This window comes from Caulobacter sp. FV1ye13L, from assembly GCF_058681155.1.
The window spans coordinates 4,033,092-4,049,840 of record NZ_CM178732.1 but is presented as its reverse complement, the minus strand read 5'-3'; the positions used below and the strand labels follow the sequence as shown (position 1 = coordinate 4,049,840).

Here is a 16,749-nt window from a genome sequence, read left to right as displayed (position 1 = left end):
ACCGGAGTCGGTCAGAGTCGGCGCCCGCATATCCAGGCTCCGTTTCCGAAAAGCGTTAGAGTTTCGCGCGCTCCGCGCGGACCCCGGCCAGGACAGCTGCATGTCGATCTCGAGCCTCTCCGCCGCTCAAATCTCGGCCCTTCCCGCCAGCGCTATCCAGGCCCTGTCGACGACCGAGATCCAGTCGCTCAGCTCCACCCAGATCGGGGCCATCAATGCCAGCGGCATCGAGGTCCTGGCCGATACCCAGGTCGCGGCGCTCAGCGCGACCCAGATCAAGGCCCTAACCACCACCCAGATCCCGAAGTTCGCGCCCAGCGTGGTCTTCGATGTCAGTCAGCTGACGACCCTCAGCGGCCAGCAGGTCTCGGCCCTGACCTCGACCCAACTCGCCGGCCTCGACACCTCCCACATCGGCGCGCTGAGCGCGACGCAGGTCAGTGTGCTGTCGGCCACCAAGTTCTCGGGCCTGGTCGACACGCAAGTTGCAGCCCTCTCGACCACCCAGATCAAGGGCGTCACGGCGACGCAGCTCAAGGGTCTGACGACAACTGACATCAGCGAACTGGCCAACACCCAGGTGCAGGCCCTGACTGTCGCCCAGCTGGGCGCACTCTCTGGCGCCCAGGTTTCGACCTTCGATGTCACCCAGGTGGCGGCGCTGTCCACTACCCAGATCGGCAGCCTGACGGCGACCCAGCTGAAGGGCCTGAGCACCACTGACATCGGCGAGCTTTCGACCACCCAGGTTGGATCCCTCTCGGCCGCGCAACTCGGAACCCTGGCTTCGACCCAGGTCTCGGCTCTGGCCGACACCCAGGTGGCCGCGCTGAACGTCAGCCAGATCCGGGGGCTGACGACCAGCCAGCTGAAGGACCTGAGCACCACCGACGTCGGCAAGCTGCTGGACACCCAGGTCGGCGCCCTGACGGCCGTGCAGGTCTCCGCCCTGACGGCAACCAGCGTGTCGACGCTCGACGCCACCCAGACGGCGGCGCTGAACGCCACGCAGATCAAGAGCCTGACGACCACTCAGGTTAAGGGCCTGACCACTACTGACATCAGCGAACTGTCGGAAACCCAGGTCGGCGCCCTGACCACGGCGCAGGTCGCGATCCTGGCCAACACCCAGGTCCAGGCGCTGTCGACCACCCAGACCGGCGCGCTGTCGGCCTCGCAGATCGGCTCTTTGACCGCCGCCAATTTCGTCGCCCTGGCCGACACCCAGGTCGCAACCTTCAACGCCACCCAGATCAAGGGCGTGACGACCTCGCAGCTGGCCGCCCTGACCGCCGGCGACATCGCTGAACTGGCCGACACCCAGGTCGCAGCCCTGACGGCAACCCAAGTTTCGTCGCTCAGCGCCACCGGTGTGTCCGCGCTCGACGCCACTCAGACTGCGGCCTTGAACGCCACCCAGATCAAGGCTCTGACGGCGACCCAGCTCAAGGGGCTCACGACCGGCGACATTGCTGAACTGGCCGATACCCAGGTCGCGGCCCTGACGCCGACCCAGCTGTCCAGCCTGTCGACGACCAATATCTCGGCTCTGGACGCCACCCAGACCGCCGCGCTCAGCACGACGCAGATCAAGGGCCTGACCGCCACCCAGATCAAGGGCCTCAGCACCGCCGACATGGGCGAGCTGTCGACCACCCAGATCGGCGCCCTGACCTCCGACCAGCTGAAGGCCCTGACCGAGACCAATATCTCGGCCCTGGTCGATACCCAGATCGCCGCCCTGAGCAACACCCAGGTCCAGGCTCTGTCGACCACCCAGCTGAAGGGTCTGTCGACCACCGACATCACCGAGCTGTCGGCCACCCAGGTCGGCGCCCTGGCCACGGCCCAGATCAGCGCCCTGTCGGTCACCAATCTGCAGCAGCTGTCGACCACCCAGATTGGCGGCATCAGCGCCTCGCAGATCGCCGCCCTGTCGAACACCAGCGTCACCCTGCTGGCCGACACCCAGTTCGCGGCTCTCAACACGACCCAGATCAAGGGCCTGACGGCCGGCCAGCTGGCCGCCCTGACGACCACCAATGTCGGCTTTCTGGCTGGCACCCAGGTCGGCGCCCTGACGGCGATCCAGATCACCTCGCTCAGCGCGACCAATGTCTCGGCCCTCGCCGACACCCAGGTGGCGGCTCTGAGCACCACGCAGATCAAGGGCCTGACGGCCAATCAGCTGAAGGGCCTGTCGGCCACCGACATCGGCGAACTGGCCGACACCCAGGTTGCGGCCCTGACCGCGGTCCAGATCGGCGCCCTGTCGGCCACGGGCGTCTCGGCCCTGAACCAGACCCAGACGGCGGCGCTCAACGCAACGCAGATCAAGGGCCTGACGGCCACCCAGCTGGCGGGACTGACGACCGGCGACATGGGCGAACTGGTCGACACCCAGATCCAGGCTCTCACCGTGGCCCAGCTGGGTTCGCTGACGGCGACCAACATCTCGGCGCTTGACCAGACCCAGACCCAGGCCCTGACGGCGACCCAGATCAAGGGTCTGTCGACGACCCAGCTGAAGGGTCTGTCGACCACCGACATGACCGAGCTGACGGCTGACCAGATCGGCGCCCTGACGCCGTCCCAGACCTCGGCGCTCGGCATCACCAACCTGCAGGCCCTGACGACGACCCAGGTCGGTTCGCTGACCGCCGCCCAGATCGGCGCCCTTAGCACGACGGCCTTCTCGGCCCTGGTCGACACCCAGGTCGCTGTGCTGAATTCCACCCAGATCAAGGGTCTGACGACTTCGCAGCTGGCCGCCCTGACCACCACCGACATCGGCGAACTGGCCGACACCCAGGTGGCCGCGCTGACCCCGACCCAGGTCGCGGCGCTCAGCGCCACCAGCGTCTCGGCCCTGAGCCAGACCCAGACGGCGGCCCTGAGCACCACCCAGATCAAGGCCCTGACGGCCACTCAGCTGAAGAACCTGTCGGCGGGCGACATCGGCGAGCTGGCCGACACCCAGGTCGCGGCCCTGACGGCGACCCAGCTGGGCGCGCTGAGCGCCACCGGCTTCTCGGCCATGGTCGACACCCAGGTCGCCGCGTTGAACGCGACCCAGATCAAGGGCCTGACGGCCACCCAGATCAAGGGCCTGTCCACCACCGACATTGGTGAGTTGCTCGACACCCAGATCGCGGCCCTGACCGCCGACCAGCTGAAGGCTGTGTCGGAAACCAACATCTCGGCCCTGAGCCAGACCCAGGTCACCGCCCTGAGCAACACCCAGGTCCAGGCTCTGACGACGACCCAGCTGAAGGGTCTGTCGACCACCGACATCACCGAACTGTCGGCCACCCAGGTCGGCGCCCTCGCCACGGCCCAGATCAGCGCCCTGTCGGTGACCAACCTGCAGCAACTGTCGACGACCCAGATCGGCGGGATGAGCGCCACGCAGATCGCCGCCCTGGCTCCGACCAGCGTCTCGCTGCTGGCAGACACCCAGTTCGCGGCCCTTAGCACCACTCAGGTCAAGGGGCTGACGACGGCCCAGCTCGGCGCCTTGACCACCGGCAACATCGGTGATCTGGCCGACACCCAGGTCGGCGCCCTCAGCGCCGCCCAGATCGGAGCCCTCAGCGCGACGAACGTCTCGGCCCTTGTCGACACCCAGGTCGCCGCGCTCAGCACCACCCAGATCAAGGGCCTTACGGCGACCCAGCTGAAGGGTCTCTCGGCCGGCGACATCGGCGAACTGGCCGACACCCAGGTCGGCGCCCTGACCGCGACGCAGCTGGGCAGCCTGACGGCGACCGGCGTCTCGGCCCTCGTCGACACCCAGATGGCGGCTCTGAACGCCACCCAGATCAAGGGTCTGACGACCACGCAACTGGCCGCCCTGAACACCACGGACATGGGCGAACTGGCCGACACCCAGGTGGCCGCCCTGACCACGACGCAGCTCTCCGCCGTCAGCGCCACCAACATTTCCGCGCTCAATGAGACCCAGACGGCCGCTCTGAGCACCACCCAGATCAAGGCTCTGTCGACGACCCAGGTGAAGGGGCTCAACGCCACTGACATCAGCGAGCTGTCTTCGACCCAGGTCGGCGCCCTGACGACCGCGCAGTTTGCGGCCCTGGACACCACCAACCTGAAGGCCCTGTCGGTCACCCAGGTCGGCGCCCTGTCGGCCTCGCACATCGGGGCCCTGACCGCCTCGAACTTCTCGGCCCTGGTCGACACCCAGGTCGCCGCTCTCAGCACCACCCAGATCAAGGGCCTGACCAATCTCCAGGTCGCCGGTCTGAACACCACCGACATCGCCGAACTGGCCGATACCCAGATCGGCGCCCTCAGCGCCGCCCAACTGGGCAGCCTGACCGCGACCAGCTTCTCGGCGCTTGACCAGACCCAGGTGGCCGCCCTGAGCACCACCCAGGTCAAGGGCCTGACGGCGACCCAGATCCGGGGTCTGAACACAGGCGACATTGGCGAGCTGTCGAGCACCCAGGTCGGGGCCCTGACGGCTGACCAGCTGAAGGCTCTGTCGGAAACCAACATCTCGGCCCTGGTCGACACCCAGATCGCCGCCCTGAGCAACACCCAGGTCCAGGCGCTGAGCACCACCCAGCTGAAGGGTCTGTCGACCACCGACATCACCGAGCTGTCGGCCACCCAGGTGGGCGCTCTGGCGGCCGCCCAGGTCGCGGCCCTGTCGATCACCAACCTGCAGCAACTGTCGACGACCCAGATCGGCGGCATCAGCGCCGTCCAGATCGCCGCCCTGGCGGCGACCAGCATCGCCCAGCTGGCCGACACCCAGCTGGCCGCCCTGAGCACCACCCAGATCAAGGGTCTGACGACCGGCCAGCTGTCCAATCTGACCGCCGGCAACATCGCTGATCTGGCCGACACCCAGGTCGCGGTCCTTAGCGCCACCCAGCTGGGCGCGCTCAGCGCCACTGGCTTCTCGGCCCTGGTCGACACCCAGGTCGCCACCCTGAACGCCACCCAGATCAAGGGTCTGACCGCCACCCAGCTGAAGGGTATGAGCACCACGGACGTGGCCGAACTGGCCGACACCCAGGTGCAGGCCCTGACGGTCGTCCAGCTGAACGCCCTGACGGCGACCAGCATCTCGGCCCTGAATGAAACCCAGACGGCAGCCCTGTCGACCACCCAGATCAAGGGTCTGACGGCTACCCAGCTGAAGGGTCTGTCGACCACCGACATGGCCGAACTGACGACCACCCAGGTGGCCGCCATGAGCGCCGAGCAGTTGAAGGCGCTGTCGGAGACCAACGTCTCGGCCCTTAGCGAGACCCAGGTCGGCGCCCTGGCCAGCACCCAGGTCCAGGCGCTGAGCACAACCCAGCTGAAGGGCTTGACGGTCACCGATATCGGCGAACTTTCCGCCACCCAGGTCGGCGCCCTGAGCGCCGCCCAGGTGGGCGCGCTGTCGGTCACCAATCTGCAGGCGCTGTCCACCACCCAGATCGGCGGCCTCTCGGCCACCCAGATCGGCGCGCTGTCGGTCACCAGCGTTACCCTGCTGGCCGACACCCAGTTCGCCGCCCTCAGCACCACCCAGGTCAAGGGCCTGACCACGGCTCAGGTCGCGGGCCTCACGGCCGGCAATGTCGGTGATCTGGCCGACACCCAGGTCGGCGCCTTGAGCGCCGCCCAGATCGGCGCCCTCAGCGCGACCAATGTCTCGGCCCTGGTCGACACCCAGGTCGCGGCGCTGAACAGCACCCAGATCAAGGGCCTGACAGCCACGCAGTTGAAGGGGCTCTCGGCCGCTGACGTCGGCGAATTGGCCGCCACTCAGGTCGCGGCCCTGACCGCGACCCAGCTGGGCAGCCTGTCGACCACCGGGGTCTCGGCCCTGGTCGACACCCAGATGGCCGCTCTCGACGCCACCCAGATCAAGGGCCTGACCAACACGCAGCTGGCCGCCTTCAACACCACCGACATCGCTGAACTGGCCGGCACCCAGGTTGCGGCCCTGACCACGGCGCAGTTGACGGCGCTGAGCGCCACCAACATCTCGGCGATGAACGAGACCCAGATCGCGGCCATCTCGACGACCTCGATCAAGGTTCTGACCACGACCCAGATCAAGGGCCTCAACACCACCGACATCGGCGAGCTCTCGGCCGGCCAGGTCGGCGCCCTGACCACCGCGCAGATCGCGGCGGTGGACATCCCCAACCTGCAGGCCCTGTCGACCACCCAGGTCGGCGCCCTCAGCGCGGCCCAGATCAGCGTCCTGACCGCCACGGCCTTCTCTGCCCTGGCCGACACCCAGGTCGCGGCCCTGAACGCCACGCAGATCAAGGGTCTGACGGCCTCGCAACTGGCGGGTCTGAAGGTCACCGACATCGCTGAGCTGCTGGACACCCAGATCGCCGCCCTGACTCCGACCCAGCTGACCAGCCTGACGGCGACCAACCTGTCGGCGCTTGACCAGACCCAGGTGGCCGCTCTGAGCACCACCCAGATCAAGGGCCTGACGGCGACCCAGCTGAAGGGTCTGAACACGGGCGACATGGCCCAGTTCTCCGAGACCCAGATCGGCGCCCTGACGGCGGATCAATTGAAGGCCCTGTCCGAGACCAATGTCTCGTCCCTGGCCGACACCCAGGTCGCGGCCCTGAGCAACACCCAGGTGCAGGCGCTGACGGCCACCCAGCTGAAGGGTCTGTCGATCACCGACATCACCGAGCTGTCGACCACCCAGGTCGGCGCTCTGACGGCGGCCCAGATCGGCGCGTTCACCGCCACCAATGTCCAGCAACTGTCGACCAGCCAGGTCGGCGCGCTCAGCGCGACCCAGATCGCCGGCCTGACGACGACCAGCGTCAAGGCGCTGTACGACACCCAGATCGATGTGCTGAACGCCACCCAGATCAAGGGCCTGACAGCCGCCCAGGTCGGGGTCCTGACCGTGGATCAGGCCTACAGCCTGGTCGACACCCAGATCGCAGCCCTGACCGCGACCCAGGTCGCGGCCTTGGGCAGCAATATCCGCACCTTCGACGCCACTCAGTTCGGGGCGCTGAACGAGACCCAGGTCAAGGCCATCACCACCACCCAACTGGCGGCGATGGACGATCTGGACATCGGTTCTGACTTCACCACCACCCAGATCGCCGCCCTGTCGGCGGCCCAGGTGGGGTCGTTCAGCCCCGGCATGCTGTTCGGCATGAAGGACACCCAGATCGCGGCCCTGAGCACGACCCAGGTCAAGGGCCTGACCACCTCGCAGATCACCGCCCTGAACACGACCCAGGCCGGCGCCATGGCCGACACCCAGCTGGCGGCGCTCAGCCTCCTGCAGCTGGCGGCCCTGAACGCCACCAACCTGTCGACCCTGAACGAGACCCAGATGGCCGGTCTCTCGGCCACCCAGGTCAAGGGCCTGACCAACACCCAGCTGAAGGGTCTGTCGACCACCGACATCACTGAACTGTCGGCGACCCAGGTCGGCGCCCTGACGACCGGCCAGATCACGGCCTTCGCCACGACCGCCCTGCAGGCGCTGTCGACCACCCAGGTCGCCGCGCTCAGCACGTCGCAACTTGGCGCCCTGACGGCGACCAGCTTCTCGGCCCTGGCCGATACCCAGGTCGCGGCGCTGAACACCACCCAGATCAAGGGTCTGACGACCGCGCAGTTGGGCGGCCTGTCGACGACGGACATCAGCGAACTGCTGGATACCCAGATCGGCGCCCTGACCACGACGCAGCTGGCCGCGCTGAGCGCCACCAACGTCTCGGCGCTCGACGCCACCCAGACGGCGGCGCTGAGCACGACCCAGGTCAAGGGTCTGACGGCGACCCAGATCAAGGGGCTGTCGACCACCGATATCGGCGAACTGTTCAACACCCAGATTGCGGCCCTGACCACCAGCCAGGTCTCGGCCCTGTCGAACACCGTCATCGGCGGTCTGAACGAGACCCAGGTCGGATCGTTGCAAGGTACTCAGCTAGCCAGCCTGACGATCACCCAGCTGGACAATCTGAGCACGACCAACATCTCGGCCCTGACCGCCACCCAGGCCGGCGCTCTGACCACCACCCAGGTGCAGAGCCTGTCGGATCCGCAGATCATCGCCTATCTGGGCGTCACCTAAGACCTTTCTGTCCGCCGGCGTCGCAGGACGCCGGCGGCCGGGCAGGGCGCGCCCTGCCAGAACGCGACTGGCCAGAACGCGACTGGCCAGAACGCGGCCCGGTCGTGCCGCGATTGGTGAGGTTTGCGCGACGTGCCAACATCACGCGATGCGAGTCGGGGGCGCTCCGGCTTCGCAAACGCGCTTGAGATGACCATGGTTGAAACCGACGACCTCGCCCTGCTCCAGGCCATCACGACGCAAGGGTTGCCGCTCGGCGATGCGATCAACGCCGCCGGTCGCTATACCGAGGCCGGCCAGTCGGCCATGGCCGAGCAGGTCTACAAGATCTGGATCCAGTTCAATCCCGAGCATCCGCAGCTTTTCATTGCCCTGTTCAACTGCGCGACCCTGCAGTCGAACATCGGCGGCGCTGATACGGCGATCGCCAATCTGGAGCGGGCGATCGCCCTGAATCCCGACTTCCTGCCGGCCTATATCAATCTGGGCGGATTGCAGGAGCGGGCCGGGGCGCTGGAAGCGGGGATTGCGACCTGGAACGCCGCCGCCACGCGTCCCCTGGCCATCACCGGCTCCAACGCCCACTATGTCTTCTCGGCCTACAAGCAGATGGCCCGCGCCCTGCTGGAGGCTCAGCAGACCGGCCGCGCCGAGACCGCCCTGTGGCGCTGCGCTGACCTTGATCCCACCCAGCTGGACACCATCGGCCAGCTGGTCGCCGCGCGGTTGGGCCAGTGCAAGTGGCCGCCGCTGGAGCCGTGGGAGCGCGTTGATCGCCGCGCCCTGCTCAAGGGGATAAACCCCCTGTCGGTGGCCGCCTATTCCGACGACCCGTTGCTGCAGCTGGGCGCCGCCGCCGCCTTCACCGACCGCGACGGCAGCTGCGCGCCCGAGGCCATCGTCGCCGAACGCCGCGACGCGCCCATCGACTTGACCGGCCGTCGCCTGCGGGTGGGCTATGTGTCGTCCGACCTGCGCGACCACGCCGTTGGCTATCTGATGGCCGAGCTGTTCGAGCTGCACGACCGCGAGAAGGTCGAGGTGTTCGCCTATTACTGCGGCCCGCCGGCGACCGATCCCCTCAACGCCCGCACCCGAGTGGCGGTCGAGCACTATACCGACATCCGCGGCATGACCGATGACCAGGCGGCCCGCACGATCGCCAACGACCAGATCGACATCCTGGTCGATGTGAACGGCCATACGCGCGACTCGCGCACCCCCGTTTTCGCCCGCCGCCCGGCCCCGATCCTGGTCAACTGGCTGGGCTATCCGGGCACCATGGGCAGCGCGTTCCACCACTACATCATAGGCGATCCGTGGATCACGCCGCCCGAGCTGGAACAGTTCTACTCCGAGGCCGTCCGGCGCATCCCCTGCTACCAGCCCAATGACCGCAAGCGGATCGTGGCGGAGGCCCGGCCCAGCCGCGCCGACGCCGGCCTGCCCGACGAGGCCTTTGTCTTCTGCTGCTTCAACGGGCCGCAAAAGATCACGCCCTTTACCTTCGGTCGCTGGATGGAGATCCTCAAGCGCACGCCCGGCAGCGTGCTGTGGCTGCTGGACAGCAATCCTGAAACCAATGCCCGTCTGCGCGAGCAGGCCCGCCTGCGCGGCGTTGAGAGCGAGCGCCTGATCTTCGCGCCCAAGCAGCCCAATCCGACACACATGGCCCGCTATCCGCTGGCCGACCTGTTCCTGGACACCGCGCCCTATGGCGCCCACACCACGGCCTCGGACGCCCTGTGGATGGCTGTGCCGGTGCTGACCCTGTCGGGCCGAAGCTTCGCCTCGCGGGTGTGCGGCAGCCTGGTGCGTTCGGCGGGCCTGCCTGAACTGGTCTGCGAGACGGCGGAAGACTATGTCGAGCGCGCCGTGGCCCTTGCGGGCGACCGCGACGCCTCGCGCGCCCTGCACGAGCGGCTGGAGGCCAATCGCGCCACCAGCGTGCTGTTCGACATGGACCTGCTGGTGCGCAGCGTCGAGGACCTGTTCCACGCGATGGCCGCCGAGTATCAGGCCGGCCAGCGGCCGACGCCGAACATCGCCAATCTGGACGCCTATCTGGAGATCGGCATCGCGCTGGACCGCGACGATCGCGAGATGCTGGTCGAGCGCGATTTCGAGAACCTTTACAAGGCGGCCCTGACCCGCCGCCATCTGGCGCGTCCGCAGGGCCCCGACGGCCGGTTCTGGACCGCCGAGGACATAGCCGCAGCCGAGGGCCGATGAGGACCCGCCGATGAACCGCCAGCACCTCGAAGCCTTGCGGCGCGAGGGTTACGCGCCCCGGACGATGCTGGACGTCGGCGCGCATCTGGGCGAGTTCACCCACGGCTTTCTGGAGGTGTTTCCGGGCTGCCTGCCGACCCTGATCGAGCCCAATCCCCACTGCCGCGACAGGCTGCTGCGCTTGCCGTTCGAGCGGCACGAGGTGGCGGCCTCGGACGTCGCCGGCAAGGGCGAGCTGTTCCTCAGCAAGACGTGGCTGCAATCGACCGGCAGCTCGCTCTATCGTGAAAACACCGAATATTTCGACGACGAGACCGCGATCCGGCACGAGGTCGACAAGGCCCGGATCGACGACCTTCTGGCCGGCCGTCAGTTCGATTTCGTCAAGATCGACACCCAGGGCTCGGAAGTGGACGTGCTGGTCGGCGGCCAGGCGGTGCTGTCCAAGGCCGACTACATCCAGATCGAGGTGTCGCTGGTCGACTACAATATCGGCGGGGCCCGGGCCGAGGACATCTTCGCCAAGATGGCGCAGATGGGCTTCAAGTGCGCCGACGTCATGGAATTCAACCGGATGCCGCAGTTGCATGACAATGCGCTGCTGCAGATCGACGTGCTGTTCGAGCGCGCCGACCGGCTGCGGCGCCCTGAGACGTCGTCGTCCGGCGGCCGGCAGGCTGACGTGCTGGCCCTGGCCGAGCGGCTGTTCACCGAGGATCGTCCCGAAGACGCTCTGGTCCTGTTCGAGCACCTGCTGGGCGGGGCGCACGACTATGCGGCCTGGATCGGCGTGTCGCGCAGCCATCTGGCGGGCGGGCGGGTGCTTGAGGCGCTGCGGGCGCTGGTCAAGGCCCGGGCCCTGACGCCGGATATCCACGCTCTGTGGCCCCTGATCCAGCAGCAGACCTCGATGGGCTCACAGGCCTTCAACCTGCATCTCAACCGCGGCGAGGTGGCCCTGGCCGAGCCCTATGCTTCGGTGATGGCCGAGCTGATGCCCGGCGGCGCCCAGATGGTCGGGGCGGCCATGGGCTGCAACCAGGCCCTGGGACGCACGGAAGAGGCCCTGAACTTGGCCCGGCGGCTGATCGTTCTGGACCCGGGCCATGTCGGGGCGCTGACCCTGCTGGCCGACCATGCGCGGGCGACAGGCGACCACGAGGCCGAACTCCAGCGCCGGGCCGTGCTGGCGGTGTCGCCCGACAAGGACATCCATCCCCTGGTGCGCCTGCGCGACTTCCACGAGGCGATGAGCCTGCTGCTATGCCGGCCGCTGTCGGACAGCGACCTGGCCCTGCTGGCCAACCTCGCGACCGAGGTTCCCAATGTCGCGGTGGGTGACCTGCTGTCTGACCCTGAATGGTCCGACTGGGTGCATCACTACAGGGCGCTGCTGGGTTCGCTGGATATCGAGGCGATCATCGGGCCGACGCCCGCGCCGCCGTCCGACCCGCCGGCCCGTTTCCTGACCGCGACGGGCCAAGCCCTGGACGCGGCCGGGCTGAAGGCCCTGGCCGACCGCCTGGACGTCCGGGCGGTGTTCTTCGCTGCGGCCGACGAGAAATATGTCGACCAGTACGGCCGGTGGTACGCCCTGTCGGTGCTGCGCCACAGTGACGTGTCCAGTCTGGTGGTGATCCACGTGATCGGCGGCGGCGACCGGCTGGCGCAGGCGGTCAAGTCGGTTGGCGTGACGGACGAGCGCCTGATCTTCGTCGGCGACGACTTCGATGCGGCGGCGGTGACCACCCGCTGCTATGACGCGCCGCCCAAGGGGCTGATCGCCCTGCCGGTGGCCCATTTCCAGTCGGTGCGCTTCCAGCGTCTGGGCGGCCTCCTGGAGACGCTGGGCCGGCCGATCTTCGTCTCCGACATCGACCTGCTGCTGCAACGCGGGGTCAGCGACCTGCTGGAGCAGTGGGCCACGGCCGATGTGGTCTTCAACGAAAACTGGAAGAACCTCGCCGCCGGCTCGCGGATCACCGCCAACCTGCTGCTGGTCAATCCGACCCCGAACGCGGCGCGGCTGTTCAATTTCCTGCGGGCCTATCTCGACGACCGGCTGGCGCGTGACGTCGTCACCCGCTGGATCGACCAGGTCGCCCTGCTGCTGGGTCGTCATCACCTGACGCGGCATGTTCCGGACGCGGTGCTGGGCTGTTTCGACACCACCACCGACATCAACAACATCATGTTCGAGAGCTATCAGGAGCACCCGTTCCGCTTCCTGTCGCTCTATCACGGCTTCGATACGTCGAGCCTGGAGAACGATCCGCGGGTGCTGGGGGCGGAGCCGGGCTGATCGTCACGGCCTTGGATGGCTATGGAGCCAGCCCCACCCGCGCCGTCATCGCCAGCCAGCCGTCGGCCGATCGCGCCCAAAGCTCGGCCCCGCCATCCACGCGCTTGCCGCAGGCCTCGAACGGCGCGCCGTCGAACAGCGGACGCACGGCTCTGAACGAGAAGCTTGTCACAGCCCGCCCCGAAGGCAAGGCCTCCAGCAGGCTCAGCGCGATCAGCGGTCCGTGGACGACCAGCCCCGGATAGCCCTCGACCTGCACCGCATAGGCCCGGTCATAGTGGATGCGATGGGCGTTGAAGGTGGCCGCCGAGAACCGCATCAGCATCGCCGCATCGGGCGTGATGGTCACGCGCCAGTCGGCGTCGTCGGGCGCGGCGACGGGGGAGGGCGCAGGCTCGCCCGGCGTCGGGGCGGGGCGATAGACGATGGTCTGGGTCTCGGCGATGCAGAGCGCTCCGCCCTGAGAGATCCGCCGCTCGACCTCGACGAAGGTCAGCGGACCGGTCTTGCCCGCCTTCTCGGAAATGGAGGCGATATGCTCGGCCCACTCGGTCTCGACGCCGGCCAGGAGGGGCGCCGCGAACCGCATGTCGGCCGCCGCGAACATCCGGCGCGGGGCTGCGATCGGGGGCATGAACCCGCCGCGCAGAGGATGGCCGTCGGGGCCGATCTGCGATTGGCGGGGCGTCTCGACAGCGCAGGCCCAGTGCCAGGCCGGCGGGACCTGCAGCGGCGCTTCGGGTCGGTCCAGCACAGCGGCCAGGCGCGCCAGGTCGCCCGGCGCCAGCACCTCGATCCTGCGGCGCTCGCGGCCGATCCAGTCGGTGATGTTGGCCATCAGTACGACCTCGGCAGGCCCAGAACATGCTCGCCGACATAGGCCAGGATCATGTTCGTCGAGATCGGCGCCACCTGGTACAGCCGGGTCTCGCGGAACTTGCGCTCGACGTCGTATTCCTCGGCGAATCCGAAGCCGCCGTGGGTTTGCAGGCACATGTCGGCGGCGGCCCAACTGGCCTCGGAGGCCAGCAGCTTGGCGATGTTGGCGTGCTCGCCGCAGGGCAGGCCGGCCTCATAGCGAGCGCAGGCGTCATAGACGGTCAGTCGCGCGGCGTGACCCTGGGCATAGGCGCGGGCGATCGGGAACTGCACGCCCTGGTTCTGGCCGATCGGACGGTTGAACACCCGCCGCTCATTGGCGTAGTCGCGGGCCTTGCCGATCAGCCAGGCGCTGTCGCCCAGGCACTCGGCGGCGATCAGGATGCGCTCGGCGTTCATGCCGTCGAGGATGTATTTGAAGCCCTTGCCCTCTTCGCCGATCAGGCTGTCGGCGGGGATGACCAGATTGTCGAAGAACACCTCGGTGGTGGCGTGGTTCAGCATGGTGGCGATCGGCTTGATCGTCAGCCCGCTCCCCTTGGCCGCGCGCATGTCGACCAGGAACACCGACAGGCCGTCGCTCTTCTTCTGGACCTGATCCTTGGGCGTGGTGCGGGCCAGCAGCACCATCAGGTCGGAATGTTCAGCGCGACTGGTCCAGACCTTCTGGCCGTTGACCACATAGGTGTCGCCCTCGCGGCGGGCGGAGGTGCTGATCGAGGTGGTGTCGGTTCCGGCGGTGGGCTCTGTGACACCGAAGGCCTGCAGCCGGATCGAGCCGTCGGCCACGGCCGGCAGCCACGTCTGCTTCTGCTGGGCGGATCCGTGCCGCAACACCGTGCCCATGGTGTACATCTGGGCGTGCAGGGCTGCGGCGTTGCCGCCATTGGCGTGGACCTCCTCCAGGATGGTCGCCGCCGCCGTCAGGCCAAGGCCACTGCCGCCATATTCCTCGGGGATCAGCACGCCCAGCAGGCCCGCCCGGGTCATCGCCTGGACGAAATCGGTGGGATAGGCCTTCTCGCGATCCAGGCCGCGCCAGTAACTGCCAGGAAAGTCGCGACACAGGGCGCGGACGGTGTCGCGCAGGGCCTGCAGCAGTTGAGGGTCGGTCGCCGTCGCGGCGGGAGGGGAGCTCATGGTGCGGCCTTGGGCAAATCCACGCGCGTCCGGATCGAACGCGCGTTTGAGTCCCAGCTTAGCGCCATTGCGCCAGACCGCGAGAGGCTTGAGGCAGGCGCCGCAGGGGCAGGCGCGCCTTAAATCAGGCGGCCTGCGCCCTGGCGGTCTCCCGAGCCTTGGCGAGAATACGTCCAAGGCCCTCCAGGATCGAGCGCTGGTCGATCTCGGCGTCCACCCGGCGGTGCAGGAGTTTCAGGCTGGCGACATGGACCGTGACGCCGGCCCTGGTGGTCGGGTCGTTCGGCAAGGCTTCGTCCAGCAACTCGCATAGTGACCGCGCGGCGCGCTCGACCCCGCTGATCTCTTCGGCCAGCGAGAAGTTGATGATGTCGCTGGACAGCCGATAGAGGGTGGGCACGGCCTCAACCGAGAAGGGGTTGGACAGGCGCTCAAGCTCGATGAGCGCCTCGTCGATCGAGCCCAGCAAGGGTTCGCGCATGGTCTCGAGCGCCTGCTCGGCGCGCTCCAGGGCCTCGGCGGCATAGATACCGCCGGGCTGCTTCATGAGCTCGGCCAGGCGAGGTTTCATTCGGGTTCGTTTGACTTCGCTCACGCGGCTGTCCTCTGCGGTTTGACCAACTGGTCCAGTTCGGTCTGGCTAAGGTTGTCGTCCGACGCCTGGCCAATCTCGGCCGCCTGGTCGTCGCGACGGCGCCCGTCCGGATGTTCGACGGGAGGGCCAGCGTTCCGCCATCGGCGATCGGGTCCCACATAGACATCGCATTCGATGAAGGCGCGGTCCGACCGGGCGACCCAGAGAATGCGCTCCAGCAGCACTTGCGGCGAAAGCGGCTTGGCCACCATGAAACTGGCGCCGCAATCGCGGGCGCGCACCACATCGCGCAGAGGCGTATGGGCTGAAACCAGGATCGCGGGCGTCTGGCGCAGGGTCTCGCTGCTCTGCCGCCTGAGCCAGGCGATGAGGTCGTAGCCGTCCACATCCTTGATCTGGGCGTCGGTGAAGATCAGGTCGACGGGACGGGCGCGTAACTCTTCCTGAGCCTCGCGACCGGTGTTGACGCGAACCAGATTGCGCAGGCCAAACCCGGCCAGCACAGAGGCGAGGATGTCCTGCGCCTGGCTGTTGCTGTCGGCGATCAGCGCGCGAGCCTTTTCCAGGTTGATCAGGGTCGATGGCAGCATGGCGTGTCCCAAACTTGCCAAGATCAAAGCGCGGTTCGATTTAAGACATTGCCGAGAACTACAGTTAACGGCCGACCATCGGTCTCATTTTGGGTATTCGCTTCGACGGATGACAATCCAAAGGCCGGCAATTCAGTGGATGTGGAATTTCCGCAGCGCTCGATGTGTCAACTGTGACAAATCGTCAGATCAACGCCATGTGAATCTTGCTGTGTTTTGTTCGTGCGGCGCGTCGATTTGCGTCGCGAGCAAGCAGATATCCTGCGGTGTCCGGCCGGATCAGAGTCTCGTGCCTGGAGCGAAGTCTTTGGGCTAAACTGGCCAACGGCTGCCCGAGGTGAGCTTCATGTCAGAGGAACGGGTCAAGCTGTTCGCCGCGACCTTCGTGCCGTTTTGTGAGCGCTCGAAAATGAGGACGTGATCGCGCGCGGCAAGATCGCCGGGGCCATGTCTGTCTATGCCCAGCCCGATGAGGTTTTCAGCAGCGCGACCAGGTCTGTGTCGTCGATTTCGCTCATCCTGCCGATTAGGCCCGACTCGCCTGCACGGGCGACATCCGGCGCGCGTCGCGCCAGCGCAGGGCGAGGCTGGTCAGAAGCGCCAGGCTGACAACAAGCGCGGCAGGGCAGGCTGGGCAGTGACCCGCCAGAACCGAGATGTCCTGGGCGCTGCTGCAGATCGGACCCGCCATCAGTCGCGGCGCCGCCTGCCAGAGGGCCACGGCCCAACTGACCAGGGCCGCCACGGCCAGAGCGGTCTGGGGCTTGCCCCAGATGTGGACGGTAGGGAACGACATCGGCAACTCCGCAGGATGACTCTCATGGTCATTCACAGCGCCAAGCGCCGCTTTGATAAGGATCAAAGTGGGGTGGAACAAATCGTGGGAGGCAGGGCCAAGTTCGCTGAACGGAGTCCG

Annotated in this window: 8 protein-coding genes; 3 read left to right on the top strand and 5 right to left on the bottom strand. The window is 67.4% G+C overall.

The features are described 5' to 3' along the window. Positions 1–100 precede the first annotated feature (100 nt). From ACW176_RS19560 to ACW176_RS19550, 3 genes are all read left to right on the top strand, one after another. Positions 101–8,095, top strand: a complete 7,995-nt coding sequence (locus ACW176_RS19560) for an ice nucleation protein (protein ID WP_492110313.1) — start codon at positions 101–103, stop codon at positions 8,093–8,095. A gap of 195 nt (positions 8,096–8,290) precedes the next feature. Next, on the top strand, positions 8,291–10,327 hold the full coding sequence (locus ACW176_RS19555; protein WP_492110312.1) for an O-linked N-acetylglucosamine transferase, SPINDLY family protein: 2,037 nt from the start codon (positions 8,291–8,293) through the stop codon (positions 10,325–10,327). A 10-nt stretch (positions 10,328–10,337) separates the two neighbouring features. Beyond that, positions 10,338–12,629: an FkbM family methyltransferase gene (locus ACW176_RS19550; RefSeq protein ID WP_492110311.1), complete on the top strand. Its 2,292-nt coding sequence runs from the start codon at positions 10,338–10,340 to the stop codon at positions 12,627–12,629. 19 nt (positions 12,630–12,648) lie between these two features. Here the strand turns inward: ACW176_RS19550 and ACW176_RS19545 are convergent, their stop codons facing one another. From ACW176_RS19545 to ACW176_RS19525, 5 genes are all read right to left on the bottom strand, one after another. Next, positions 12,649–13,467: an HTD2 family dehydratase gene (locus ACW176_RS19545; RefSeq protein ID WP_492110310.1), complete on the bottom strand. Its 819-nt coding sequence runs from the start codon at positions 13,465–13,467 to the stop codon at positions 12,649–12,651. Next, positions 13,467–14,648, bottom strand: a complete 1,182-nt coding sequence (locus ACW176_RS19540) for an acyl-CoA dehydrogenase family protein (RefSeq protein ID WP_492110309.1) — start codon at positions 14,646–14,648, stop codon at positions 13,467–13,469. Before ACW176_RS19540 ends, ACW176_RS19545 begins: the two co-directional genes overlap by 1 nt. 124 nt (positions 14,649–14,772) lie before the next feature. Next, on the bottom strand, positions 14,773–15,219 hold the full coding sequence (locus ACW176_RS19535; RefSeq protein WP_419320793.1) for a bifunctional DNA primase/polymerase: 447 nt from the start codon (positions 15,217–15,219) through the stop codon (positions 14,773–14,775). A 20-nt stretch (positions 15,220–15,239) separates the two neighbouring features. Next, positions 15,240–15,833, bottom strand: coding sequence for a response regulator (locus tag ACW176_RS19530; RefSeq protein ID WP_492110308.1), 594 nt, complete (start codon positions 15,831–15,833; stop codon positions 15,240–15,242). A 526-nt stretch (positions 15,834–16,359) separates the two neighbouring features. After that, positions 16,360–16,629, bottom strand: coding sequence for a hypothetical protein (locus tag ACW176_RS19525; protein WP_492110307.1), 270 nt, complete (start codon positions 16,627–16,629; stop codon positions 16,360–16,362). Positions 16,630–16,749: the final 120 nt, after the last annotated feature.